The organism is Paenibacillus sp. FSL F4-0125, assembly GCF_038008565.1.
Taxonomy (GTDB): domain Bacteria; phylum Bacillota; class Bacilli; order Paenibacillales; family Paenibacillaceae; genus Paenibacillus_AQ.
Genome location: NZ_JBBOZJ010000001.1, coordinates 5,358,468 through 5,382,175, shown reverse-complemented (window position 1 = coordinate 5,382,175; position 23,708 = coordinate 5,358,468). Strand labels below are relative to the sequence as shown.

The 23,708-nt window shown below is 46.0% G+C and carries 16 protein-coding genes; 9 read left to right on the top strand and 7 right to left on the bottom strand.

Going from position 1 to position 23,708, the window contains the following annotated elements; genetic code table 11:
• The first annotated feature begins 13 nt into the window (after positions 1–13).
• A complete protein-coding gene (locus NST74_RS23875; RefSeq protein ID WP_341114761.1) occupies positions 14–2,377 on the top strand; it encodes a YcdB/YcdC domain-containing protein in 2,364 nt (787 codons plus the stop codon).
• A 160-nt stretch (positions 2,378–2,537) separates the two neighbouring features.
• Here the strand turns inward: NST74_RS23875 and NST74_RS23870 are convergent, their stop codons facing one another.
• The 4 genes from NST74_RS23870 to NST74_RS23855 form a co-directional block, all read right to left on the bottom strand.
• Complete coding sequence (locus NST74_RS23870; RefSeq protein WP_076120789.1) at positions 2,538–3,359, bottom strand: TerC family protein; 822 nt, start codon at positions 3,357–3,359, stop codon at positions 2,538–2,540.
• A 355-nt stretch (positions 3,360–3,714) separates the two neighbouring features.
• On the bottom strand, positions 3,715–4,605 hold the full coding sequence (locus NST74_RS23865; RefSeq protein WP_081954172.1) for a carbohydrate ABC transporter permease: 891 nt from the start codon (positions 4,603–4,605) through the stop codon (positions 3,715–3,717).
• A 25-nt stretch (positions 4,606–4,630) separates the two neighbouring features.
• Entirely contained in the window at positions 4,631–5,515 is an 885-nt protein-coding gene (locus tag NST74_RS23860; RefSeq protein WP_042130723.1) for a carbohydrate ABC transporter permease, read from the bottom strand.
• A gap of 254 nt (positions 5,516–5,769) precedes the next feature.
• A complete protein-coding gene (locus NST74_RS23855) occupies positions 5,770–7,146 on the bottom strand; it encodes an ABC transporter substrate-binding protein (RefSeq protein WP_341114760.1) in 1,377 nt (458 codons plus the stop codon).
• A 341-nt stretch (positions 7,147–7,487) separates the two neighbouring features.
• Here NST74_RS23855 and NST74_RS23850 point away from each other — a divergent pair, with 341 nt between their 5' ends.
• From NST74_RS23850 to NST74_RS23830, 5 genes are all read left to right on the top strand, one after another.
• Positions 7,488–9,302 (top strand): sensor histidine kinase, encoded by a 1,815-nt coding sequence (locus NST74_RS23850; RefSeq protein WP_341114758.1) that lies wholly within the window; start codon positions 7,488–7,490, stop codon positions 9,300–9,302.
• The gene (locus tag NST74_RS23845; RefSeq protein WP_341114757.1) at positions 9,303–10,952 is read left to right on the top strand and encodes a response regulator; all 1,650 of its coding nucleotides are present in this window, start codon (positions 9,303–9,305) and stop codon (positions 10,950–10,952) included. It abuts the gene before it with no gap.
• Positions 10,953–11,023: 71 nt separating this feature from the next.
• On the top strand, positions 11,024–12,721 hold the full coding sequence (locus NST74_RS23840) for a glycoside hydrolase family 13 protein (RefSeq protein ID WP_341114756.1): 1,698 nt from the start codon (positions 11,024–11,026) through the stop codon (positions 12,719–12,721).
• A 148-nt stretch (positions 12,722–12,869) separates the two neighbouring features.
• Complete coding sequence (locus tag NST74_RS23835; RefSeq protein ID WP_341114755.1) at positions 12,870–13,604, top strand: class I SAM-dependent methyltransferase; 735 nt, start codon at positions 12,870–12,872, stop codon at positions 13,602–13,604.
• On the top strand, positions 13,605–14,684 hold the full coding sequence (locus tag NST74_RS23830) for an MBL fold metallo-hydrolase (protein ID WP_341114754.1): 1,080 nt from the start codon (positions 13,605–13,607) through the stop codon (positions 14,682–14,684).
• Between the two features lie 273 nt (positions 14,685–14,957).
• On the opposite strand, the gene NST74_RS23825 is transcribed toward NST74_RS23830, so the two are convergent.
• Complete coding sequence (locus NST74_RS23825; RefSeq protein WP_341114752.1) at positions 14,958–15,566, bottom strand: phosphatidylglycerophosphatase A family protein; 609 nt, start codon at positions 15,564–15,566, stop codon at positions 14,958–14,960.
• A gap of 272 nt (positions 15,567–15,838) precedes the next feature.
• On the opposite strand from NST74_RS23825, the gene NST74_RS23820 reads away from it, so the two are divergent.
• The 3 genes from NST74_RS23820 (at position 15,839) to NST74_RS23810 (ending at position 18,542) form a co-directional block, all read left to right on the top strand.
• Positions 15,839–16,960, top strand: coding sequence for a GerMN domain-containing protein (locus tag NST74_RS23820; RefSeq protein WP_339291453.1), 1,122 nt, complete (start codon positions 15,839–15,841; stop codon positions 16,958–16,960).
• A 165-nt stretch (positions 16,961–17,125) separates the two neighbouring features.
• Entirely contained in the window at positions 17,126–17,884 is a 759-nt protein-coding gene (rph, locus tag NST74_RS23815; RefSeq protein WP_076286052.1) for a ribonuclease PH, read from the top strand.
• A 1-nt stretch (position 17,885) separates the two neighbouring features.
• Positions 17,886–18,542 carry an XTP/dITP diphosphatase gene (locus NST74_RS23810; RefSeq protein WP_341114751.1) on the top strand — a complete coding sequence of 219 codons (657 nt, stop codon included), beginning with the start codon at positions 17,886–17,888 and terminating at the stop codon, positions 18,540–18,542.
• A 213-nt stretch (positions 18,543–18,755) separates the two neighbouring features.
• On the opposite strand, the gene NST74_RS23805 is transcribed toward NST74_RS23810, so the two are convergent.
• Together NST74_RS23805 and NST74_RS23800 are read right to left on the bottom strand one after the other, a co-directional pair.
• Positions 18,756–21,170: a glycosyl hydrolase family 18 protein gene (locus NST74_RS23805; RefSeq protein ID WP_341114749.1), complete on the bottom strand. Its 2,415-nt coding sequence runs from the start codon at positions 21,168–21,170 to the stop codon at positions 18,756–18,758.
• Between the two features lie 77 nt (positions 21,171–21,247).
• Positions 21,248–23,188: a glycosyl hydrolase family 18 protein gene (locus NST74_RS23800; RefSeq protein WP_341114747.1), complete on the bottom strand. Its 1,941-nt coding sequence runs from the start codon at positions 23,186–23,188 to the stop codon at positions 21,248–21,250.
• Positions 23,189–23,708: the final 520 nt, after the last annotated feature.

Sequence of the window (23,708 nt, the reverse complement as noted above, 5' to 3'; positions counted from 1 at the left end):
AGGATGAATTCTTTTGAAAAGCAATAACACACACTTTGTTCATCAGACAGCTAAAACGGTATTGATTACTTCAGTGGCAATCGCATTATTGTTACCACCAAGCTTGGCTGCTGCCGATTCTACATCTGTTAGCAGCAACACTGTGGTAACCCAGGTTAGCGCACAAGCCCCGACTACTACAACGACGTCCGAGGCAGATATTACAAAAGTGAAATTCACGCAGGAGCAAGCGATTGCAAAGCTAAGAGAATTATTCCCATCCCTAAAAAACGCAACGGTAAACAATGTTCAACTGGGATCTAACCAAAGCTACCCCGCTCCAGCAAATCAAATGATCTGGAATATTCAGTGGCAAATGCAAGAAGGGAATATGGGATATGGCTTTAGCAGTGAGATAGATGCGATTAATGGAGATATTATCAGTACGTATATTTCATATCCACGTGAGAATAACGAATCCTATTATCCACCGAAAATATCGCAGACGCAGGCACTGGAGATCGCCAAGGCTTTTGTGGCTAAGGCAGCTTCATCGGTTAAGAGCAGTGATCTGCAATTAAATGAGAATGTTGGTTATAATTATTTTTCGAACGCTTTATTCGGTCCTGTTCAATATGGCTATTTCTTCAGTATCATGAAGAATGGTCTTCCCTCTGGATCGGATAGCATTAACATAGCTGTGGATGGGAACGGAGATGTAATTCAATTCTCTAAGTCTTCTCAAGGGCTTGAGTATCCGTCTGCACAGCCTAAGATTACCTTGGAGCAAGCACAGAAGCAATTTGCGGATCAGCTTGATGTAGGCCTTTTTTACATTCCTGTTTATAAGAACGGAAAACCTAACAACTGGATTCTAGGCTGGCGTCCGGTGGATCAATCTCTATATCCTATCGATGCATTGACCGGCAAGAGAATAGATTATGAAGGAAAAGAATCCGTATCCACTCCAGTCGTGTATTCAGATATAGCCAAGAGCAAGGATGTCTTTCAAGCAAGGAGCTCTACTGCAGAGCTTTCTGCAAAAGAAGCGGAACAGCTTGTAAAGAAGGTAGCTTACATTCCAGCAGATCGTAAACTGATTTCTCAAAGCTTGAGAAATGACTATCAGGATACGAATCGGAAGATCTGGCAGTTATACTGGGGTGGTAATGGAAATGAACGTTTCATTGGTGCTGGTTTTCCAGAACAATCCTCTGCTGAAATAGATGCAAAGACCGGTGAAATATTGCAGTACCAAGTTCAAACCTATGGTGTTACTCAGGATAAAAAAGAAGAGCCGGCTCCTGTTGGAGGGAAGAAGCTTAGTGAGGCTGAAGCTAAGTCTAAAGCGCTTAGTATAATTAACAGCCTATATCCTCATGCGAGCGAGAAGCTAAAGCTTGTTGAATATGGAGCTAACTCAAGCGTGACTTCAGACGGATCTGCATTCAGATACCAGTTTATTAGATATCATCAAGGGATTCCTGTGAGTGACAGCAATATTACGGTAAGCTTGGATCTTTACGGCAGACTGATTTCTTACATGGGGAATCGGATAAGCGGTATCGATGAAATCACATTATCGCCTGAGGCTAAAATATCTAAGAAGGAAGCACTCGAAAGTTATAAACCCAAATATCAGACTAAGCTAAGATACACTCAGGTTGGCGGATACAATACTTATAGCAGCTATGTAGCGCCAAAGGTGAAGCTGGTATATGATACAACCTTTGATGAATCTAACGGATTGTATCAGGTTTTAGATGCAGCCACTGGAAAATGGACTGCGGTTTATGATTATCTCGGTCAGCAAGATACTCAAATATCTGCGACGGATATCAAAGGGCACGCAGCAGAACAGCCGTTGTCAGAATTAGTAAAATATCATGTGCTTACTCCGGATGCCGATGGTAAAGTGAACCCGGATCAAGAAATAACTGTTGGCGATTGGATAACCTATCTTGTTAAGGCTTCTAATCCGAATTTCAGCAATTATTATAATAATAATGAACGAAAAACTGTGGCTGGCGTGAAGCCTGAGAATTCATATTATGATGCTGTTACTTATGCGGCAGATCGTAAGTGGATCAATAAGGATGAAAGCCTCCAAATTGATAGTAAATTAACCCGGGAACAGCTTGCTGTTCTGCTGGCTAATTTTTTGAAATACAACAAACTCACAACCTATCTTGATAAGGATGTGACTGTAAGTCAATTTAGCGATAGTTCAACTATTAACAATAAGGGTGCAGTGGCTCTTGTTGTGAAATTGGGAATCTTAAAGGATGACAACGGCAAGTTTAATCCGCAACAGACGGTATCGAAAGCGCTGGCGGCTACGGTGATTATGAAGCTGGTGGAACTGCAAGGAAAGACCGATCAGATTATAGGTCAATAAGAATCTTTAATGAAAAGCCTGCTTCCCATTTGATGGTGGAAGTAGGCTTTTCTGTATGAGGAGCAAAATAGGGGATAAAAGAAAATAACCCGAAAGACGGACACCTTTACTGAAGGGGCGCATCTTTCGGGTTATTGTTGTTTCTGTGATTCAAATAAGATTAGTTGAGCTGTTTATCTACTTCTTTAACTGGATTTTCTCCAACATTCTCTTCTACCTTGCTGCTCATAAACCAACCAATTGCAGCGATGAGCACGAGTACAACATAGAAGGTAACCTTCCAGATGGTACTATGCGCGAAATCCTCGGAAAGAACACCAAGTGAAGGGTGTGCCAAGGTAATGACTGCGAGCTTAACGCCGACCCAGCCTACGATGAAGAAGGCTGCAATTTCAAGACCTGGACGGGTGTGAAGCAGCTTAACGAAGAAGGAAGCTGCAAAACGCATAATAACCAATCCGATAAATCCGCCGGCAAAGATGACGAGGAATTGTCCGCCGTCAAGGCCTCCGATTTTTGGAAGACCACTTGCAGGTAGTGCAACCGCAAGTGCAACTGCGGCTAGGATGGAATCCACCGCGAAGGCGATGTCAGCAACTTCTACTTTAAAGACAGTAAACCAAAAGCTTGATTTCTTTTTGTTGACTGCGCCGTCCGTACCGCTTTCAGCTGCCTCATCCGTAACTGGTTTCTTGATTAATAGTTTTCGGAAGATATGGTTCCCCGCGATAAACAGTAAATAAAGTGCGCCGATGGCTTGTACTTGCCAAATATCAACCAGGTAAGAGATGACAAATAGTGAACCGAAGCGGAACACGAAGGCTCCGGCTAATCCGTAGAATAGTGCTTTTTTTCTTTCCTCATCAGGAAGGTGTTTAACCATAATTGCCAATACCAGTGCGTTATCTGCGGCTAGTAGCCCTTCAAGTGCTACAAGAACTAGTAATACCCAGCCGTACTCTAATAATAATCCCCAATCCATTACTGTTGTCCTCCCTTTTCTTATGCAAATATCTACTAAAAGATACTTACCTTACCATTTTAACCAATTTTATATAAAAAAGACCTTTACCAAACAGATTAGCCTTTGGAATAAAGGTCTAACCTGATTGGTAAAGGTCTCGCTAACAATGTTGAATTGCCAATAAAGCCGGAGAATATCCTCATATTCTCGTATTGACGACTTTATTTAACAGCTACTCCCCTTTACGGGATATATTAAATTTTTGATTTAATTCGTTGTGATTTTGCCTAAGGAGATCATATACGAGTTGAAAGTTAATGTCAATAAAATGTTGGAGAAAGAAGAGAAGCTAGAGTTCTCCGTGTTTTTTGTGTTATCCCTTAACCGCTCCGGCGGTAATTCCCTTGGTCATCTGTTCTGTGAAGAGCAGATAGATCAGGATGGTCGGGATGGCAATGATCGTCATAACCGCGAACTGAGCACCATAGTTGGACGAATATTCTCCGGCGAATTTCATAATGGAGAACGGAATGGTTTTGAGATCCTCTGAGGTGAGGAAGGTGTTCGCCATAATGAATTCATTCCAGGTGCTGATGAAATTGAGTACACAGATGGTAGCGAGTGCGGGTTTCGTAATTGGTAGGATGATGCGGAAGATCACACCGTAAATGCCGCAGCCATCGATAACCGCCGATTCTTCAATCGCGCGAGGGATGGTCTCAAGAAAACCGGTCATAATGAGCACGCTCATTGGAATGACAATAGCCGAATAAGGCAGAATCAGCGTGTACATATTGTTCAGCATTCCGAGCTTGTTAAACAGGATAAAGTTCGGCAGCAGTGTCGCGTGAATGGGAATGATCATGCCCATCATGATAAGTGACAACACAATACCACTTAGCTTCCATTTCATGCGTGTGAACGCATATCCCATCATCAGTGACACTAGTGCGGACAGCGCAACGGTAATTACTGTAATGATAAGACTGTTGGCAAAATAGCGTGGTACACGCCCATAGGTAAAAGCGTTTCTATAATTCTCCCATTGCGGTGGCGATGGCCATTTCAGAAAAGAGCTTCCGAAGAAATCACCACTCTTTAGCAGGGAGTAATCGATCAGCCAGATGAGCGGAAATAACTGAATCAAAGCGATGAGACAAAGAAACACCATCATTAGGATTTTGCCAGTTGTAGGTTTACTGCGCTTCTGTTTATGAAGCTTCAGATTGGGGGGTGAAGCGGCAGGTGCTAATGAATTATTCATATGATTTCCTCCGGTTACAGGGATTCTAAAACTCTCCGATATCTTTCTTCAGAACCTTGTTGAGTATTACGGTCAGTACAAGGCAGAACACAATGAATAGGATGGATATGGCATTACCGTAGCCGTATAGCGACGATGAGAAGGCGGTTTTGTAAAGGTAGTTCCCTAAGAATTGCGTGCTGTTCGCCGGGCCGCCGTTAGTCATTAAGAACACGGTTTCCATTTGCTTAAGACAGGTTGTAACCGCGATGATAATGGCAACTCGCATCATAGGCGACAGAAGCGGAATGATGATTCGAGTGTAGAGGGTGTAGTTGTTCGCACCATCGATCTTTGCGGCCTCGCTTAAGTCACTTGGAATGCCTTGCAGACCTGAATAATAAAGCAGCAGTGCGTATCCAAAGCCTTGCCACATAACAACAATGATGATGCACCAGATCGCTGTCTTCGGATCTCCAAGCCAATCATGTGTGAGGGAATCCAGCCCAACACCACTTAGCAACTTATTGAGCAATCCGTAATTGGGATGAAAAATCCCGCTCCACAGCTTGGCTGTAACCACAACAGAAATTACGGCTGGGATAAAGAAGATCGTCCGGAATATTTTTTCGTATTTGCCGGAATTGGTCAGGAAAATCCCTATGAGAATAGCAAAGGGATGCTGTAAGAATACAGTGGCAGCAGTCAGTAATAGGGCATTGCCTAGCGAAGTCCAGAATACTTTGTCATGAAATAAGATTTCACGATAGTTATCAAAGCCGATAAAATTGTACTTCCCGATTCCGCCCCAGTCTGTAGAGCCGTAATAAGCGCTCATGAAGATAGGGATGCAAATCATAAAAGCAAACAGGAATAGCCCGGGTGCGATGAGTAGGAATATCGCTTTTTTGTCGCTTAACACTCTGTGCATGGAAATCTCCGTCCTTTGAAAGAGTAATCTATCTACTACCATCGTAACGGGAAGCCAGACCCTGGAACATGCCGTATATTTCAGATGATTGTACATATTTTTTAAATTATAGAATGATAATTTTCTCTGACGTCGAAAGCCCTTATGCTCGAACAACAAACCCCCGACCTCTGGGAGAAGTCGGGGGTTGTACGCCACTATTTATGATGTTAAATCAGAAGCGCCGTCATTCATATACCTAGTAGTATTAGCGTTTATTTACCAGCCAATTTATCGGACGCAGCGTCAAGCGCTTTGGCGAATTCCGCTGTATTCATAGCGCCGGAGAGCAGGCTTTGGTGAGCCTCCATTACCTTTTGCTTGAACTCGTCGTTACCAATATCCTGCAGCGGAGTTCCGCTGGAAGAGGTCATTGAGCTGAAGACATCTACTAGTTCTTTTTGGAGTTGAGTTTCATTACCGGTTAAGAATTCATCGAATTTTTGCGCAGGTGTACCCGCGCCAGCTTGCCATAACATCTTGGACCAGTTCTCAGGCGCGAAGAAATATTTCAAGAAATCAACAGCAGCATCAGGATGCTTTGAGTTCTTACTTACTGCATACCCACCACCGTACCAAGCAGCATCATCCGTTGATTTACCTTTATCTGAACCAGGGAAAGCGAATGCGCCTACATTATTACGGAATTCTTCAGAGAAGTTCACATCTGTAGCTAGGCCGGACTCCCAAGCGCCCATGAAGAACATAGCGGCTTGTCCTTGTCCGAACAAGTTACGTGCTGCGCCATAATCAGCGGTTAACCAGCCGTCTGCAAAGCCTTTAGCATTTGCGAAATCTTGCATTTCAGTTGCAGCTGCAACAAGGCTAGGATCATTAAAGGATATTTTACGTGCAACAGCTTCATCCATCTTATTGAAATCACCATTTTGACGTTGAGCAACGAACTCATACCAGATTGGCAGCGTCCATGCATCCATACCATTCATAGCGATCGGGTTAATTTTGTTGGCACGCAATGTTTTGACAGCTGCTAGCAGGTCAGCAGTAGTCTTTGGAACCTCGATACCGTTGTCAGCAAAGATTTTTTTGTTATAGAACATGACCATATAGTCGGCACTGCGTGGTAATCCATACAGTTTGCCATCTTTGCTGAAGCCGTCCATGGAACCGGAAACAAATTGATCGCCTTCGAAGTCAGCGCTGTTCAGCTCAAGCAGCAAGCCATTATCGAGCAGAGGACTCAGGAAAGAAGGCTGACCCCAAGCTTGAATGATATCAGGCATCTGATTGCTGGAAGCATATACTTTGATTTTTGATTTATAAGGCTCATCTTGAAGCGCTTCCACTTCTATCTTGACGTTAGGGTGCTCTTTCATATAAGCGTCGATAATGTCTTGCTCCACCTTGCCTGAACCGTTTGCCCGATCCGCAAGTGCGGTAAAGAACTTCAGTGTGATTTTTTCGGCTGGTGCGTTTTCCGCTGCGTTCGCTGTTGCCTCGGCAGTAGCTTCAGTTTTGTCATTCGCAGGAGCGTTTGTAGCTTTCGCATTGTTATTTCCGCCACCGCAGCCTGCAAGCAGAGCCGGAAGCATTAGACTCATAAGCATTAGCTTGATTCCTTTATTTCTCATCAAAAACCCACCTTTTTAGAATGATGTATTTTGAAGAAACGATTGTTATCTATCAAGGAAGCCGACAACGTCGTTTCTTCTTGAAATATAAGGATAATGTATAAGTTTCACGCTATACATTATCCTTATATTTCTCGCATAAACGCTGACCGTCTATAAGAGACGTCGAAGGCGTTTTTGCTTGCATCCTCATCTTAAGAGTTTCTAGCTAATAGAAACATGGTCCATATTTAAGAATAATGTAGGCATTTTTTAGCGAATGTAAAAAGCCGGTTCAGGGCTGAATGATTTCAGTTATACTTGGTTTACACATCTTTCTAATATAAATGAAGGTGGTTCTCATGAATCGGAATTTTCGCTTACTCAGCCGTTATCGCCATCTTCCGCTCCAATTTAAGCTGTTGTTATGGTTCGTTCCTCTGCTTCTGGTGACCATATTTGCTATGGGTTGGAACTCTTATCAGATCTCTTCGCAGCAGGTTGTAGAGAAAATGAAGCAGTCACAGGATCATCTTACCAAAAAAACAGCAGAGCAGATCGATGAAATGGTGCGAGGCATGATATCTTTTTCGAATACACTCTTTCTGGATGAAAGTGTGCAGCGGCTTTTAGCATCGTCTGAAGCGCAAAAGGAACGTAATTCTGTATTTAAGACCGTTACCAATCTTATGGTTGCAGGCAATTCTATTCAATCTCTGATTCTATACTCTTTAGAAGATAACAATGGAGCAGAGCCTTTTGCTGCGAATCAGGCAGGATTGACGACAGGTATGAAGTACTCGGATTTTATCAAAACCTCGTATTATCAGGAAGCTATTAAAGCAGCAGGGAGCCCAACCTTTGGTCTCTCCAGACCCACGGACGGCATTTTTGTAGGTGATCATTATCATAAGATTGTCCTTTCCAGAATCATTAAGAATATTTACACCTTAAAGCCGGCAGGACTCGCTGTGATCGGTGTAGATGCAGGGAAGATTGGCAGTCAATATCTCGACAATGCTGAAGATGATGTGGATATGTTCGTGATTGATCGGAACGGGCTGATTATTACGGCTTCGAACCCGAGCTGGATTGGCAAAAGAGATCTGGAACTTCCGTATTTTGCAGACAGCGATCCTAATCTGACTGTGAAGAAAAGGCTGGAATCTACTGCGGATCATAAGCAGTGGATTGTGTCGCATCTTCAGTCGGAGACGACGGGCTGGTATGTGGTGGTGGCTCATTCCAAGCGGCAACTTGTTAAAGAGCTTGGTCAGATTTTACAGGTCACAATGACGATCGCTGTTCTGTGTTTAGTGGTTAGCCTAATGGTTACTTGGCTGGCTGCAGCAGCTATTACGAAACCGCTGAAGAAGCTTTCCCGTTCGATGCGCAGACTGCAGACAGGTGATTTTACGCAGCGGGTATTTTTTGAAGGAAATGACGAGATCGGCTTACTCGGGCATGGTTATAATCTAATGGTGCAGCGGATTAAATCGCTCATCAATGATGTATACGCCTCAAGAATGAAGCAACAGGAAGCAGAATTGAAAACGCTTCAAGCTCAAATTAGGCCGCACTTTTTATATAACACGTTAAATACAATTTGTTGGGAAGCCGAGAAGAAGGGAGATAAAGAAATTGCCGATATGGTGTATTCTCTCTCTCAAGTGTTTCGGCTGAGCTTAAATGATGGACGCGATACGTTTACCTTGGAGCAGGAAGTGGAGCTGGTAACCAATTACTTGTTCCTGCAGAAAAATCGCTTTAAGGAGCGTTTTGAATTCGAAATTTCTCTGGATGAGAGTATCAAGGATTTTACTGTACCAAAGCTACTGCTGCAGCCACTAGCCGAGAACGCAGTGATTCACGGGATTGAGCCGTTGTCTGGCAGTGGACTAATATCGGTTCGTGCTTATCGTATAGAGAAGACTATTGTGCTTGAAGTGCAGGATAATGGTGTGGGGATCACAGCAGATAGACTTTTAGAGCTACATCAACGTTTAGCGAGGGGAAACTCTTTAGCTGAAGAAGAGAATGTTGGACGTACAGGATTTGCGCTCATGAATGTGCAGGAACGACTGTCCTTATTTTTTGCGGGAGCCTTTTTGCAACTGGAGAGTGTAGAAGGGGCTGGCACACGTATTATTATTCATATCACGGTGGAGGGTCCATAAATGATGAAGCTGCTGATTGCCGAAGACGAAGATACGATTCGTGAGGGCATCGTAAATATGATTGATTGGAAGTCTCATCAGATTGAGGTAATGGGTGAGGCGGGGAACGGAAGTGAAGCGCTGGCATTGATGGAGAAAGAACAGCCCGATCTTTTGTTAACGGATATCCGTATGCCGCAAATGGATGGTCTGGAGCTGATTGAAGTCGCACGGCGCAGAGGGTACGGCTTCCGGTCAATAATTTTATCCGGCTATAATGAGTTTTCTTATGCGAAGCAAGCGATCTCCCTAGGCGTTGTTGATTATGTGCTGAAGCCCTGCCGTCCTGAGGAAATTTTGAAGACGGTACTGAAGGCCAAGGAACTCATTGAAAGACAACGCAATCAAGAGGATGAGCAGCTTAAACGAGACCGTTCCTGGCATAAAAATGCACCGCTTGTCAAAAGCCAGGTCCTTTCCCAATGGATTTATCATCCACCGGTTCCGCTAGAACGGCGACAGGAGCTGATCGGAGAGTTATCAATGGCGATTGGCTTTGAAGGGCCGCAGATTGGTCTCGTCAGCTTTGATTTTGACCCGCCTTCCGCTACAGGCACAGGACAGGATTTTGTACTTTTGCGTTACGCAGCATTAAACATTATCAGTGAGACATTGTCACCCATCTATAGAGGAAAGATAGAAACTTTTCATGACGGCAATAATTTGCTCTGGATCGGCAGCGGCTTAGCCGGAACGGATTCTCGCAAGCTTTACCGAGCGCCCCTCCAGCTGAAAGAGCAAATTGAGAAGCTTCAGTGTAATCTGGAGAAATACCTCAAACTATCAATCAGTATTGCCGTCGGCTCCTGTCGTTCGGATATTTCTGAAGCTCATCTGTCGTATAAAGAAGCCCTTCAGGCGATGGAATCGAGATTTTTGAACGGAAAAGGCGGTGTCTATTACTATACAGAAGGAACGGGAGTAATAGGTGGCGCTCCGCAGGAAATCGGGATTTTAGATGATTCTGAATTAAATGTGCTGGAGGATGAAATGCTTGTGGCGGTGGGTGCTGGGAGCAATGAGCTCGCACTTGATCTGCTGGAGAAATGGCTCGATCGTTTTCGCAGCAATCCGGGATGTCTTAAGCAGGAGGTGAATATTCGAGCCACGGCTTTTGTAGTTCGATTAAAGAGACTCGCGCAAGAGAAACAAGTCGCTGGCTTCGAATGGAAGCAGCATTTGGTCAATTGGATGGAGCAGGCACCACAGATAGAAACACTCGAAGAGTTGTCTACGATTTTGAATAAGGTTATGCAGAATGTGGTAGAGGCTTTTTCCAACCATCGACCGCTGCATCGCACAGTAGTCACTGCAATGGAGATCATTCGTAATAAATATAATACCAATCTGACACTAGAGTATGTCGCGAAGGAAGCCTATGTTTCTAATACTTATTTAAGTTCACTATTCCGCCAGGAGCTTGGTGTGAATTTTCTCGATTACTTGCATCAATACCGGGTAGAAGAAGCGAAAAAGCTGCTCCGCCAAAATCTTAAGATGTACGCAGTTGCCAAATTGGTGGGGTACGGTGAAGAGCGCCACTTCAGTGCTACTTTTAAAAAATGGACTGGACTTACGCCCTCGCAATATCAAAAAGGACTAACCAAGTAAGGGGGATTTGTTATCTACTAGGCTCTGTGTGGTTAAACTCTACATATAGCTAAATAGGAGGTAACCGAGTTATGAACCCCAAATGGTGGAAAGAAAGCGTCGTATATCAGATTTATCCGATCAGCTTCATGGACAGTAACGGAGATGGAATCGGAGACTTACAAGGGATTATATCCAGACTGGATTATTTACAGGACCTAGGTGTAGATGTGATTTGGGTCTGCCCTATTTATAAATCACCTAACCATGATAACGGGTATGATATCAGTGATTACTGTGACATTATGAAGGAATTCGGCACGATGGATGATTTTGACCGGCTGCTCAGGGAACTGCACGCACGTGGAATGAAGCTGATGATGGATTTGGTGCTGAACCACACGTCACATGAGCATCCTTGGTTTGTAGAATCCAGGTCGTCGAAGGACAATCCTAAACGGGATTATTATATATGGCGAAAAGGTAAAAATGGCGGTCCCCCGAACAACTGGGAGTCTTATTTCAGCGGCTCGGTCTGGGAGCTTGATCCGCATACGGATGAATATTATCTTCACCTCTACTCTAAATACCAGCCCGATCTGAACTGGGAGAATCCGGTGGTTATTGATAAGCTGCATGAGATGGTGGAGTGGTGGCTGAAGAAGGGCGTGGATGGATTTCGTTTTGATGCGATTGCACATATCGTGAAGACGAAAGGCTATCCAGATGCAGACAACCCGAACGGAACACCTACTGTAAGGGCTTATGGTATGTTCTCCAATCTGGAGGATGTACACACCTTGCTGCAAAATCTATACGATAAGGTGCTATATTTCTACGATATTATGACGGTAGGAGAGACTTCAGGACTCGGACCAGAGCAGGCGCTGGATTATGTCGGTGATGGACGTAGGGAGTTGAATATGACTTTTCAGTTTGAGCATATGTTTCTGGATGCCGCTTCGCCGGGTAGTGGGAAATGGGATGTGGTCCCCTGGAATCTACTAGAGCTGAAAAAGATCATGAGCAACTGGCAGACGGTTCTGCATGACAGAGGCTGGAATGCGAATTATTTATGTAACCATGATCAGCCGCGCTCGGTATCCCGGTTTGGGAACGATCTCTTTTACCGGATTCCTTCGGCCAAAATGCTGGCGACCTTTATTCATATGTTGGAGGGCACACCTTATATTTATCAAGGAGAGGAAATCGGCATGACAAATGTCTGTTTCGATTCCATTGATGAATACCGGGATGTGGAGACCCTTAATTATTATGAAGAGAAGCGAAAAAACGGTGTTCCAGAAGAGCAGATTATGTCTGCGATTCATCACAAAAGCCGGGACAATGCCCGTACCCCTATGCAGTGGGATGATGGACATGCAGGTGGCTTTACAACGGGGACGCCCTGGATTGAAGTCAATTCCAACCATATGGAGATCAACGCTGGCAACGCGGTAAAAGATCCGGATTCTATCTACAACTACTATAAACAGCTGATTGCGTTAAGAAAAAAATACAGGGTGATCGTATACGGATCGTATGATCTACTGCTAGCAGAGCACACTGAGATTTATGCGTATACCCGAACTTTAGAGAATCAGCGAATGTTGGTCATTTTGAACTTTTTTGATGGAGAGCCTGAATTCGAATGGCCAGCGGGGTTCGATTTAAATCCAGATCATCTGGAGCTATTAATCAGTAATTACACGCAGTCAAAAGATCAGGATATTCGTTCTTTCAAGCTTCGTCCTTATGAAGCAAGGGTGTATTTGCAGCAGCTTGTGTAAAGGAAATTACAATAAAAGTTGTCATTAAAGGCCGAGAGGTCACGATGATGACTCTTCTTTGAGTTTGTCAGCAAAAGACTGTACAATGGCGTTACATTAGCATACATAAGAAGAGTTGCAGGATGACGCCTGTAGGAGGAGAGACAACATGACTGAATGGTATGAAAAGAGCTTCGGAGAGGATTATCTGATCGTATATAAACACCGAGATTTCGGTGGAGCACGTAAAGAAGTAGATCAGATGATCGCCTGGCTGAGACTGCCTCCAGGTTCGAAAGTGCTGGATTTATGTTGTGGGATGGGACGTCATTCTCTGGCACTAGCGGAGGAAGGATACGAGGTTACCGGAGTAGATTTGTCGGAGGTATTGTTACGTGAAGCTCGTACTCAAATCGGGGCAGAGAAGGTAACCTGGATCCGTTCTGACATGCGTGATTTACCATTAGATGGAGGATTCGATGCCGTAGTTAATCTGTTCACTTCTTTTGGTTATTTTGAAAAAGATGAGGAGCAAGTAAAGGTTCTGCGTGAAATCTATCGTCTGCTGAAGCCGGGCGGCAAGTTCGTTATTGATTTCTTAAATCCTGCGTATGTGATTCAACATCTGGTACCGCATTCTACCCGTGAGGATGGAGAGAATTTGATAGATGAGTCACGCCGGATCGAGGATGGTTATGTGAAGAAGGACATCATTCTAACCACTAAGAATGACCCTACGCCTCGTCAATATCATGAGCGTGTGAAGCTTTATTCACTGGAGGAGTTCAAGGAAATGATTGAGAAAGCGGGCTTGCAGCTCGAAGCTGTACATGGCAGCTATGAAGATGAGGTTTATGATGCAGAAAGGTCCACGCGGATGATCTTTGGTGGAACACGTCCCTAAATGGTTTCCGGAAAAAGATTTAAAGGTGGTGAACGCTCCATGTCTAAGGCAGAGCTTACTTCATGGGACAAGAACATTCTCCAAGTCTCGGTACCCATGGACTCGCCTCTTCGTCAAGTGAACAGCTATATTCTTTCGGACGGAGATGGGAGAGTGACTATTATCGATCCGGGTCCGCGCAGCCTGGATACAGAGAATTGCTGGCTCGGGATTTTGCAGGAGCTGGACTTGTCGTGGATGGATATACGGGATATCGTCGTTACGCATCACCATCCCGATCATTATGGATTATCCGGATGGCTGCAGTCGCAGAGTGGCTGTAAGGTGTGGATGACGGAGCGCGCCCATGCGGAGGCTAGATTGATGTGGGGCGATGGCTTTGGTGATGATCGAGGCAATGGCGCTGAGGAAAATGCAGGGAAAGACAATAGCAAAGACATCAATGAGATATTACCGGTTTATTTCATCCGGCATGGGATGACAGATGAGTGGTCGAACGGGATTCAGGCCCACTTGGAAAGCTTTAATTCCCAAGTGGAGCCGCAGCCTGTCGTTTCTTATTTCAATGTGGCCGAGCCCTTCAAGATGGGCGGCCGTGAATGGCAGCTCATTATTACCGGCGGACATGCACCGGGGCATGTGAGCCTGTATCATGCTGACAGCGGGCTTATGATCTGCGGGGACGCTGTGTTGCCGCAGATCTCGCCCAATGTCAGCCTGCTGCCAGGCAGCGATCCGCAGCCGCTGCAGACGTTCCTTCAGGGGCTGCGGGAACTGGGCAGCTACCCGGTCAGCATGGCATTCCCGGGGCATCGCGAGCCCTTCGCTGGCTTCGAGCACCGGGTGAACAGCCTGCTCGCCCATCATGAGGAGCGGCTGGATACAGCGGCTGCCCTGCTTGCAAACGGTCCGCTAAGCGCGTTTGCGGTGTGCGAAGTTCTGTTTCGAAGCCGGGTAACCACCGTTCACCAGATGCGCTTTGCGATGAGTGAGACCCTAGCACATTTGGCGGAGTTAGTGCGCCGGGAGCGGGCGGTGATGCTGGAGGTAGACAGCGGTTTCTTGTTCGCCGGAGCTTAAAGTGTTGAAGAGCATATCAGTTAGAGTATGCTGCAGGATCGACGTGGACTAGATGATGTATAACGCTGTTATAGAGCAGTCTTCCTTTGTGAGGACTGCTCTTTTTGTATTTGAGTAACTAAATGTTGGTAGTGAATAATTATAGGAATTCATAGAACCCATCAAAAAAAAGCGATTGTCCCAGCAGCCCGCAGGGCTTGTGAAACAATCGCTTTTTCCTCAGAGTTACATTTGATGTATTAGAAACTCACCTTCTGGTGCATCTGAAACTCCTCACTCCGGAGTATCATCATATTCCGCAAGTTTTCTAGCGGCTTCTTCACGATCCTCCGGTGTATGAGGCAGTTCAAGCTCAATTTCTCGCTCCGCTTGCTTGCGGTGTGCGATTCGGCTACTAGCTGCTGCCGCCACTGCTCCGACGATGTCGTCGAGATAGGTGTGGATCTGTCCCGTGCTTTTATCATTTAACCGTTTAAGAACGCCAGGCTTCAGCTTGTCTACATAGCCATAGTTCGTAAATCCGATACTGCCGTATACGTTCACGATAGAGAAGGCAAGAATCTCATCTACGCCGTACAATCCCTCATCATTCTCGATCATATCCTGAAGGGGGGAGAACAGCTTGCCCTCTTCTGCCAGTACATCTAATTGAATACCTGTTAGCACAGCATTTTGCACTTCTCGCTTGCTAAGCACCATCTCTACATTATGGATACATTCGTCCATCGTTAAATTCGGATAGTATTTCTGTTGCAGAAACATTACGAGCTCCGCAATTTCCTCCAGAGTTACTCCACGCTTGTTCAGCCAGAATTTGGTCGCATCTGCGACGGCCTTGCTGTTCAGACTGTACGGTATTTTTGCGATTTTTTCATCAGCCATGTTCAGTCACCTCGTTGTTTAGTAAGTCATTTCATTACAGCAAACGTTAGTATGATGTTAAGGACTGTTGTTACCTCAGATTGTACGTTTACCGGAAGTATTTGTCCAGAGAGGGAAGTTTCAGTGACCTGAAATCCAGGTCCTACTTGAGATGAAGAAGTAGTTCACAGGCTTTTCCAACAATTTAGGATAAGCTGTTGTTATTTTTTGGACAAAGGTCTCGTATACATAGCAGTACAAATGATATCTAACCTTGAAAGGGGTAATAAATGATGAAACCTATGCAACAAATCCGCGGAATCTCCGCAGTCTGCTTACTCGCAGTTCCACTGGCACTGTCCGGCTGTGGGCTGTTTGGTTCAGAATCGGCATCGATTGATGCTCCGCCACCAGAGGTTGAAGCGCAAATGTTACAGACTAGTGGAGGTACTACTTTGGATTCAGGTGTATTTGGTCCGGTGACACAGGAGGATACACAGACAGCAACTAAAGGCAGCACCAAAAGCGCTCAAGGTACTGCTTCCGGAGATCGGACAACTGTATTTTTGGAAGATGGCAATGGATTACTCGCTCCTGTATCCCTAAGCTTGCCAAAGAGCAAAGATGCTTCCTCCGCACTCAAAAACTCGTTAATGGCTCTAGTGAGCAAAGGAGAATATGCCTCATCAGTGCCTAAAGGATTCCAAGGCGTTCTTCCAGCAGGAACAGAAGTAAGTGTTACGGTAGACAAATCTAATCTTGCGGTTGTGGAATTTAATTCAGAATTCAATAACTATGATCCTGCGGATGAGCGTAAAATCCTCGAAGCTATCACTTGGACGCTGACCGGTCAAGATGAGATTAAAGGCGTACAGCTCTGGGTAGATGGTAAAAAGCTCACAGAGATGCCGCTACAAGGAACTCCGCTGGATCGTCCATTATCCCGTACAATGGGCATTAACTTGCCGAAGCAAGGTCCACTTCTGATGAACTCAAGTGCGGTTACTGTTTATTTTTCCACAACATCCCCTGACGGTATTCAATATTATGTTCCTGTAACCCGCTTTGTACCCGCCGGACAAGAACAGCTGACTGCTGCTTTGAACGAATTGATTGCAGGTCCTGAATCCGGTAATGGGCTGGAAATGGTCATGACACAGGGAACGATCCTTGATTCCGTTGATGCGGGGCAGAACGGCGTAGTTACCGTGTCCTTGACTGACGATATGTTCACAGACGGTAAAGGGGTACCCGCTGAGATGCTGGAATCGGTTGTGTTGACGGTTGCGCAAAATTCAGATGATTCTCTGGTGCAAATTCGCTTGAATGGCAAGGAATCGATTACTGACACGGATAATGTGGACTACAGTAAACCTGTTTCGGCACCAGAATATTTGAATGAGATCCCGTTATAGAATGACCCTTTAAGGTTTAAAAGATGCTTTTGTGCCTCCTCTTTGGTAGAATAAAAGTTGCTCAAAAAGACGTTACGTCCCAAGCATTGTGCTAATCAGTAATTATGACGGGGGAAATGGGACTCACGCTAAACTTTTAGCTATACGATGTAGGAGGCAGAAAAGATGAGATCAAACGGGCGAAACGACGACCAATTACGGCCGCTGACAATAACGACCCAAACGAATAAATATGCTGAGGGCTCCGTGATCATTGAAATGGGAGATACCAAAGTCATTTGTACGGCTACTGTGGAGGAAAAAGTGCCTCCATTTCTTAAAGGACAAGGAAAAGGTTGGGTAACCGCTGAATATTCGATGCTTCCTCGGGCAACTCAATCCCGTAATCAGCGTGAAGCTGCACGCGGTAAGCTTACCGGACGGACTATGGAGATCCAACGGCTGATCGGACGAGCGCTTCGTTCCGTAGTGAATTTGCATGCGTTAGGCGAGCGTAGTATTACGCTGGACTGTGATGTAATTCAGGCGGATGGTGGTACGCGGACCGCTTCGATTACAGGTGCTTTTGTTGCTATGGCGTTTGCTATTAACAAAATTGCACTTCAGCACAAGCTGCCTGTGTTTCCTATAACAGATTTCTTAGGGGCAATCAGTGTCGGTGTTGTAGGGGATAAAACGCTGCTCGATTTGAATTATGAAGAAGATTCCAAAGCAAAAGTAGATATGAATGTAGTTATGACCGGCGGCGGTGCTTTTGTTGAACTTCAGGGCACTGGCGAAGAAAGACCGTTCACGCGTCAAGAGCTTGATCTTTTGCTAGGTCTAGGTGAGAAGGGAATTTATGAACTGATTGCTGCGCAGAAAGAAGCGCTGGGAGCAATTGCTCTCAAAATCCCTTCCGGCCAGCCGGGCCAAGAGGTGTAACATGAGGTCTGACGGCGGCATTCTCATTGTTGCGACGAAGAATAAGGGGAAAGTACGTGAATTCGAGCATGCTTTTGCTCCGCTGGGGCTGACAGTGAAAAGTATGTACGATTATCCGGATCTGCCTGATGTGGTAGAAGACGGAGCCACTTTTGCCGAGAACGCCTTTAAAAAATCCAAAGCTGTAGGTGATGCCCTTGGAATCCCGGTCCTCGCTGATGATTCGGGTCTTTGTGTAGACGCTTTGGATGGCAAGCCGGGTGTGTACTCTGCGCGTTATGCAGGGGAAGATGCTACGGATGGAGAGAATAATCTGAAGTTGCTTAGCGAGCTGGAGCGATTGAAGCAGGGGGAAGACACTGACCAGCCTTTGCTGAGCACAGCTAGGTTTGTCTGCACTTTGTCGCTGTATGATCCGGTTTCTAAACAGGAGCTAACCGCAGAAGGCGCGGTGGAAGGCTGGATTACCTCAGAACCTTCCGGTGCTGGCGGATTTGGTTATGACCCACTCTTCTATCTCTCGGAGCATGAAAAAACTATGGCCGAGCTTACGCTGGAAGAGAAGCAGCAGATCAGCCATCGAGGTGCTGCATTACGAATGCTGACAGAGAAGCTGGAGAAGAAGCTGGCAGCTGAAGGCGAACTAGCTGAGGAATAGAGTATTTTTACAAAATAGGGTGTCCAAAAGCCATTGGCTGCTGGACACCCTGTTTTTTTGCGTGTTCGTGACCATTACCGGACACAGCTGATCTTAAAGGTGGCTTCATTTATGATTTCAGAATTTAACGGACTCCAAAGTCGCTATTAGCACTAGACTCAGAGGTTGTAAAATTACTCGGAAATATTAATGTAGAGCCTTTTATTGGCTGGATTATAACAGCTTCCAAAGAGCAGGCGTGGAACCTGGTTCCCACCCTTGAAGGGAAGTGTGAGGCTGCAAGCATGAATATGTTTTTCCGTTATAGGTGACGACGTCGCCTACTTTGTAGGCAACCCCTGTTACCCAAATAGAGCCTCCCGAAGTAGGTGTAATGGTAGGCAACGGAGTTGATGTTGGTGTGGCGGTAGCTGTAGATGTTGGTACAACAGTTGGTGTTGGTGCCACCGTAGGTGCCAAAGTCGGCGTCACTGTTGGAGCTACAGTTACCGCAGGTGTAGATGTTGCGGTTTCGCATGCGCTGATGAATTTCCAGACACCATTAGCGCCGCTCAGATCTGGACGATCTCCTTGCGTCCACCACTTGGCTTCATAAAGTGAACCGTTGTAGGAAACGCGTTGTCCGCCAGTGTACACGGTTGTCGCACTCCACGTCGCTGCCGAACATTGTCCCGGTGTAGGTGTTGGAGTCACGGTTGCAGTAGGTGTTGGAGTAGGAGTCACGGTAGCTGTCGGCGTTGCGGTAGGCAGCGGTGTTGGTGTTGCAGTCGGTGTCGCGGTTGGGGTAGCTGTTGGTGTTGCTGTCGGAGTAGGAGTTGGAGTGATGCCTCCATACAACTTCTCGTACTCCTGCTGGGACGAGCTTCCGTTCAGCGTAATGCGTTGCGGCCCGCCCGAGAAGTTCAGCTTCATCATACCCGGAACTTCCAGCGTGGCTCCGTTTGCAATCGTTTGGGAAGCCGTCCCGGTAATCCGGTAGCGATTAAAGTCCCAAGCTGTAGAGATTTGCTCTACAGTACCAGCTCCCCATGCAGAAGTCAGGGTGGTGGTTGTCGGTAGATCGAATTCAAGCTTCCAACCACCGGCGATATCTGTGCCTGTGTTATTCGTTATTTTGAGGGAGTAGGTATAATTCGGATGATCGTAAGCGCCACTGAAGCTAAGACTGAAGTTCGTAGGTGCAGGTAGTTGTGGCTTCGGAGTTCCACCTGGCAGAGAGGCTGTCTTAAGCTGGTCATAGGCAAAATCGGTCAACGAGTTGCCATACGTATAAGTGCCATCACTCTTTTCAGCGTAATCGCCTGTCAACTCCCAGAACATCATCCCTCCCAATCCTTTTTGCTTGATATAATCCAGTTTGTAGCCGAGTGACTCCTTATCTTCATAAGTAAGAAAGACCTTCTTATCTGCGTTGAACAAGTATGGAGTTTTGGTAACGGGATCGAAATAACGTTTGTTCGCTGGATCTTTGAGCAGGTTCAGCACATGCCAGATAGGATTTGCGCCAGCAGGCTGCTCTGGTGCAGGATCGTTCCAGATTCCGTAAATGCCGTCTGCTCCGCCTCCGGTTGTAGGAGCTGTACCGTAAAGACCGGTGTTGTTGATGCCTCCATTCACATTCTTCCAGCCACGTGAGTAGTAAGGAACTCCGATGACGATTTTTTCCGGAGGAAGCGTACCCAAATAGTATCGAACGGCCCAGTCGGTATTCAGAACCGGAGTGCCTAGTGCAGCTGTTTCGGTATCGCGAGAATCTGGATACAGGGCGGAATGCGGCCCTACATATCCATTCCACGCGCCGTGGAAATCATAGGTCATAAGATTCGCCCAGTCCAAATACTGGTTAGCTTCCCCGAGCTTCATCCCGCCTAGAATCCAAGAGGAGGCGGTTGCGGCGACGGTTAGGTCATATTTTTGATTGTCCTGTGCGCCTGCCTGATCCAGCTTTTCACGAAGCTTTTTCATGAGGAGAACATAGTTGTTGTAATTCACTGTGCGCAGTGGCTCAGCCACACCGAAGTCATTCGGGTTACCTGATTGGCCGGTACCGGATGGGTACTCCCAATCAATGTCTACACCGTTAAACTGGTAGGTTCGTAGAAAATCTACGACACTATTCGCAAACGTCTCGCGGCCAGCTTCCGAATTGGCCATGTTATAAAAACCACCAGAACCCGACCAACCACCAACCGAAATCAGAGTGCGGACATCGGGATATAACTGCTTATACTTTACGAGTTGATTAAAATGTCCTTTATACGGCAAATTCGTTAGTTGGCCGGGATAATCTTTTTCGATAGCTGCTGTACGGTCCATCAGATCAATTTTGTTCGTTTGAGCGTTTACCTTGGCGAACGCATAGTTAATGTGAGTGATTTTGTCCCACGGTATTTTGTCGACAGTATAAAATCCTTTATTCTCCTGATCTCCCCACTCCGGGAAGTAAGCAACAATTTTACGTGGATGATCTGCAGCGGGAGCGGGAGCAGTAGGTGTTGTCCCTGCCGCTAAGGCTACTTGCGACGATCCACCTGCACTTGTATATAGCGGAAGCAGAATGATGGCGCTCATTAAGGCCGCAATGTAGCGTGCGGATTTACTTCGCCTATTACGTGTACTTATATTCATTTAACATTCCTCCAAAAGGGATAATATGACTGCGAGAGTAGATAGAAACGGTGATCCTTTCGCGTTAATAATGAGTCTTAATTCAGCTTCCAGAGTGCGGGTGTGGTCGCCGGTTCCCAGCCTTGAAGTGAAGTATGGGGCTGGAGGCAAGTATACGTTTTGGCGTTGTAGCTAACGATATCACCCGTTTTGTAAGCGGTTCCTGCAATCCAGCTAGAACTCCCGGGGGTCGGTGCTACAGTTGCGGTTGGCGCCGGAGTTGCTGTCGGTGCTACAGTTGCAGTTGGTGTTGGAGTTGCTGTCGGTGTTACAGTGGCCGTTGGTGTGGGAGTTGCGGTTGGTGCCACTGTTGCCGTCGGAGCCGGAGTTGCTGTCCCGCATACGTTTATGAATTTCCAGACTCCAGTAGCACCGCTAAGGTCGGGACGATCGCCTTGAGTCCACCATTTAGCTTCATAGACTGAACCATTGTAAGAAACTTGCTGACCGCCAGTATATACAGCTGTCTGGTTCCATGCCGCTGCACATTGACCCGGAGTAGCCGTCGGGGTTGGGGTTACCGTCGGTGTCGGTGTCGGTGTCGGTGTAGTGGTTGGAGTTGCCGTAGGTGTTGGCGTTGGTGTAGTGGTTGGAGTAGCCGATGGAGTCGGAGTCGGTTGCACTACTCCGCCGCCAAGATCGGCGTTTAGTTTGTTGGTCAGGGTTTTGTTCCTGTCACCGCTTGTCTCCCAGAACATGGCGCCTGTTAGGCCTTTTGATTTGAGATAACTGATTTTATGGCCAAAGGATTCTACGTCGTCATAACTGATATAGGTTTGGTTAGTTGGATTATAGAGATAGGGCACTTTAGAAACATCATTCCAATAACGGGTATAGCCGTTTTTGTTAATATAATTAGCTTCGAGATCGTAGAAATCATAACTGCCTTTCTCCCATGTACCCGTGGACGAAATGCCAGCAGACAATTGATATTGGCCATTTCCTGCTGCAGGAGCGCCGCCCCAACCACGGCCATAGAATCCCATGCCGAGCACTAACTTGTTCGCGGGTACGCCATTAGCTAAATAGCTGGTTACCGCTTTGTCGATGTTGAAGTTTTGCGGTTCGGTTAGGCCTGACGCAGAAGCGGCAGGATCATAGTACAATGGAGCATTGTGACCTGTAGTCTTATTCCAGCTTCCGTTGAAGTCATAGGTCATAATATTGATCCAATCGACAATGGAAGCAATACCTGCAAGATTATTGTTATTCACGTATGTCGGGCCTGCGCCGGAAGCAATGGTCAGCAGGTAGGTTTTGCCGTCGGTCTGACCGGCAGCATTTAGTTTCTCGCGGATTTTTTGCAGAAGAAGGACATAGTTCTCCTTGTCTTCGGGACGGTAGCTGTTGCCTGCAAGCCCACCGCTAACTGGGTACTCCCAGTCGAGATCGACACCGTCCATTTTATATTTACGAATGAAGTCTACCGCTGAGTTGGCAAAAACCTCACGGGTTGCAGCCGTAGCCGCCACATCAGAGAATCGGTTCGACCAGGTCCAGCCTCCGACGGAGATCAACGTCTTCAGGTTCGGGTTCTTTTCTTTCAGCTTCCACAGCTGCTTCAGGTTACCTTTGATAGGGTCATCCCATTTGTCATCCCCAAAGCTCTTACCGCTATCAATCCACGGGTCACCGAGCACAATTGTACCGTTTGGAACGTTAATGGGCTGTGCTTGTTCATTTTGACAGCTCCAGGTTACTGGATTCGGACCAGTTGGGTCGGGGTTGCCGTGAATGCCATTCCAACAAATATCAGCGAAGGCGTAGTTAATGACATTCATTTTGGTAGGATCAATATCGGATACATTGTAAGCCCGCCCATAAGCGGCCCAAGAAGCGTAATAACCAACCAGTTTATAATCCTCTGCAGCGTTGGCCGTTTTAGCACTACTACCTAGGGCTGAAAAAAGGGTCAGAACAAGCGCGGCGATCATCGCGATCGCAAAGGTTTTGCGTGAACTTTTTTTCATGAATATCATTGATTTTCTACCTCCGAGGTTTAATGTGTAGTTCGAAATCTTTTCGGCAAGAAATCCCGATGTTCACCTCCCGCAGTTTAAAATGGATCTGTACCTTCACCTGTGCGTATCTCTCATTCTACCGACATCCAATTCATAGATTTAGCAGCAAAAAAATAGCGTCCTCATGAAGCATTACACAATAAGTAAGCGCTTTCTAAATTGCCGTTCTAAGAATTCCTTTTCTGATAAACTTGTAGATATAACAATGCTGGTAGAGGGTAAGATGGGTAGAAGAGTTGGTTGGGAGTTGAATAATTAGGATTAATTTCATATATATGGGTGGAGGCATTTCTTATTTTCAAGCATAGAGAGCGATTAAGCTAGGGATAAAATTCGGTAATGTAGGGGGACATTTTTATAATTATTGGGTGCTTAATGAGGGGAACTTCGATAGAAAAGGTGCCTGTCCTCTTTTTCAGAAAACTCATGCAGAACACATAACCTCAGATGTAATGAATATAAATTATATACATGCCTG

Bases quoted from the DNA above. Each gene is read 5' to 3' on its own strand.
- NST74_RS23870 (WP_076120789.1), bottom strand. From the start codon at position 3,359: ATGGATTGGGGATTATTATTAGAGTACGGCTGGGTATTACTAGTTCTT.
- NST74_RS23865 (WP_081954172.1), bottom strand. From the start codon at position 4,605: ATGAATAATTCATTAGCACCTGCCGCTTCACCCCCCAATCTGAAGCTT.
- NST74_RS23860 (WP_042130723.1), bottom strand. From the start codon at position 5,515: ATGCACAGAGTGTTAAGCGACAAAAAAGCGATATTCCTACTCATCGCA.
- NST74_RS23855 (WP_341114760.1), bottom strand. From the start codon at position 7,146: ATGAGAAATAAAGGAATCAAGCTAATGCTTATGAGTCTAATGCTTCCG.
- NST74_RS23850 (WP_341114758.1), top strand. From the start codon at position 7,488: ATGAATCGGAATTTTCGCTTACTCAGCCGTTATCGCCATCTTCCGCTC.
- NST74_RS23845 (WP_341114757.1), top strand. From the start codon at position 9,303: ATGATGAAGCTGCTGATTGCCGAAGACGAAGATACGATTCGTGAGGGC.
- NST74_RS23840 (WP_341114756.1), top strand. From the start codon at position 11,024: ATGAACCCCAAATGGTGGAAAGAAAGCGTCGTATATCAGATTTATCCG.
- NST74_RS23835 (WP_341114755.1), top strand. From the start codon at position 12,870: ATGACTGAATGGTATGAAAAGAGCTTCGGAGAGGATTATCTGATCGTA.
- NST74_RS23830 (WP_341114754.1), top strand. From the start codon at position 13,605: ATGGTTTCCGGAAAAAGATTTAAAGGTGGTGAACGCTCCATGTCTAAG.
- NST74_RS23825 (WP_341114752.1), bottom strand. From the start codon at position 15,566: ATGGCTGATGAAAAAATCGCAAAAATACCGTACAGTCTGAACAGCAAG.
- NST74_RS23820 (WP_339291453.1), top strand. From the start codon at position 15,839: ATGAAACCTATGCAACAAATCCGCGGAATCTCCGCAGTCTGCTTACTC.
- rph (WP_076286052.1), top strand. From the start codon at position 17,126: ATGAGATCAAACGGGCGAAACGACGACCAATTACGGCCGCTGACAATA.
- NST74_RS23810 (WP_341114751.1), top strand. From the start codon at position 17,886: ATGAGGTCTGACGGCGGCATTCTCATTGTTGCGACGAAGAATAAGGGG.
- NST74_RS23805 (WP_341114749.1), bottom strand. From the start codon at position 21,170: ATGAATATAAGTACACGTAATAGGCGAAGTAAATCCGCACGCTACATT.
- NST74_RS23800 (WP_341114747.1), bottom strand. From the start codon at position 23,188: ATGATATTCATGAAAAAAAGTTCACGCAAAACCTTTGCGATCGCGATG.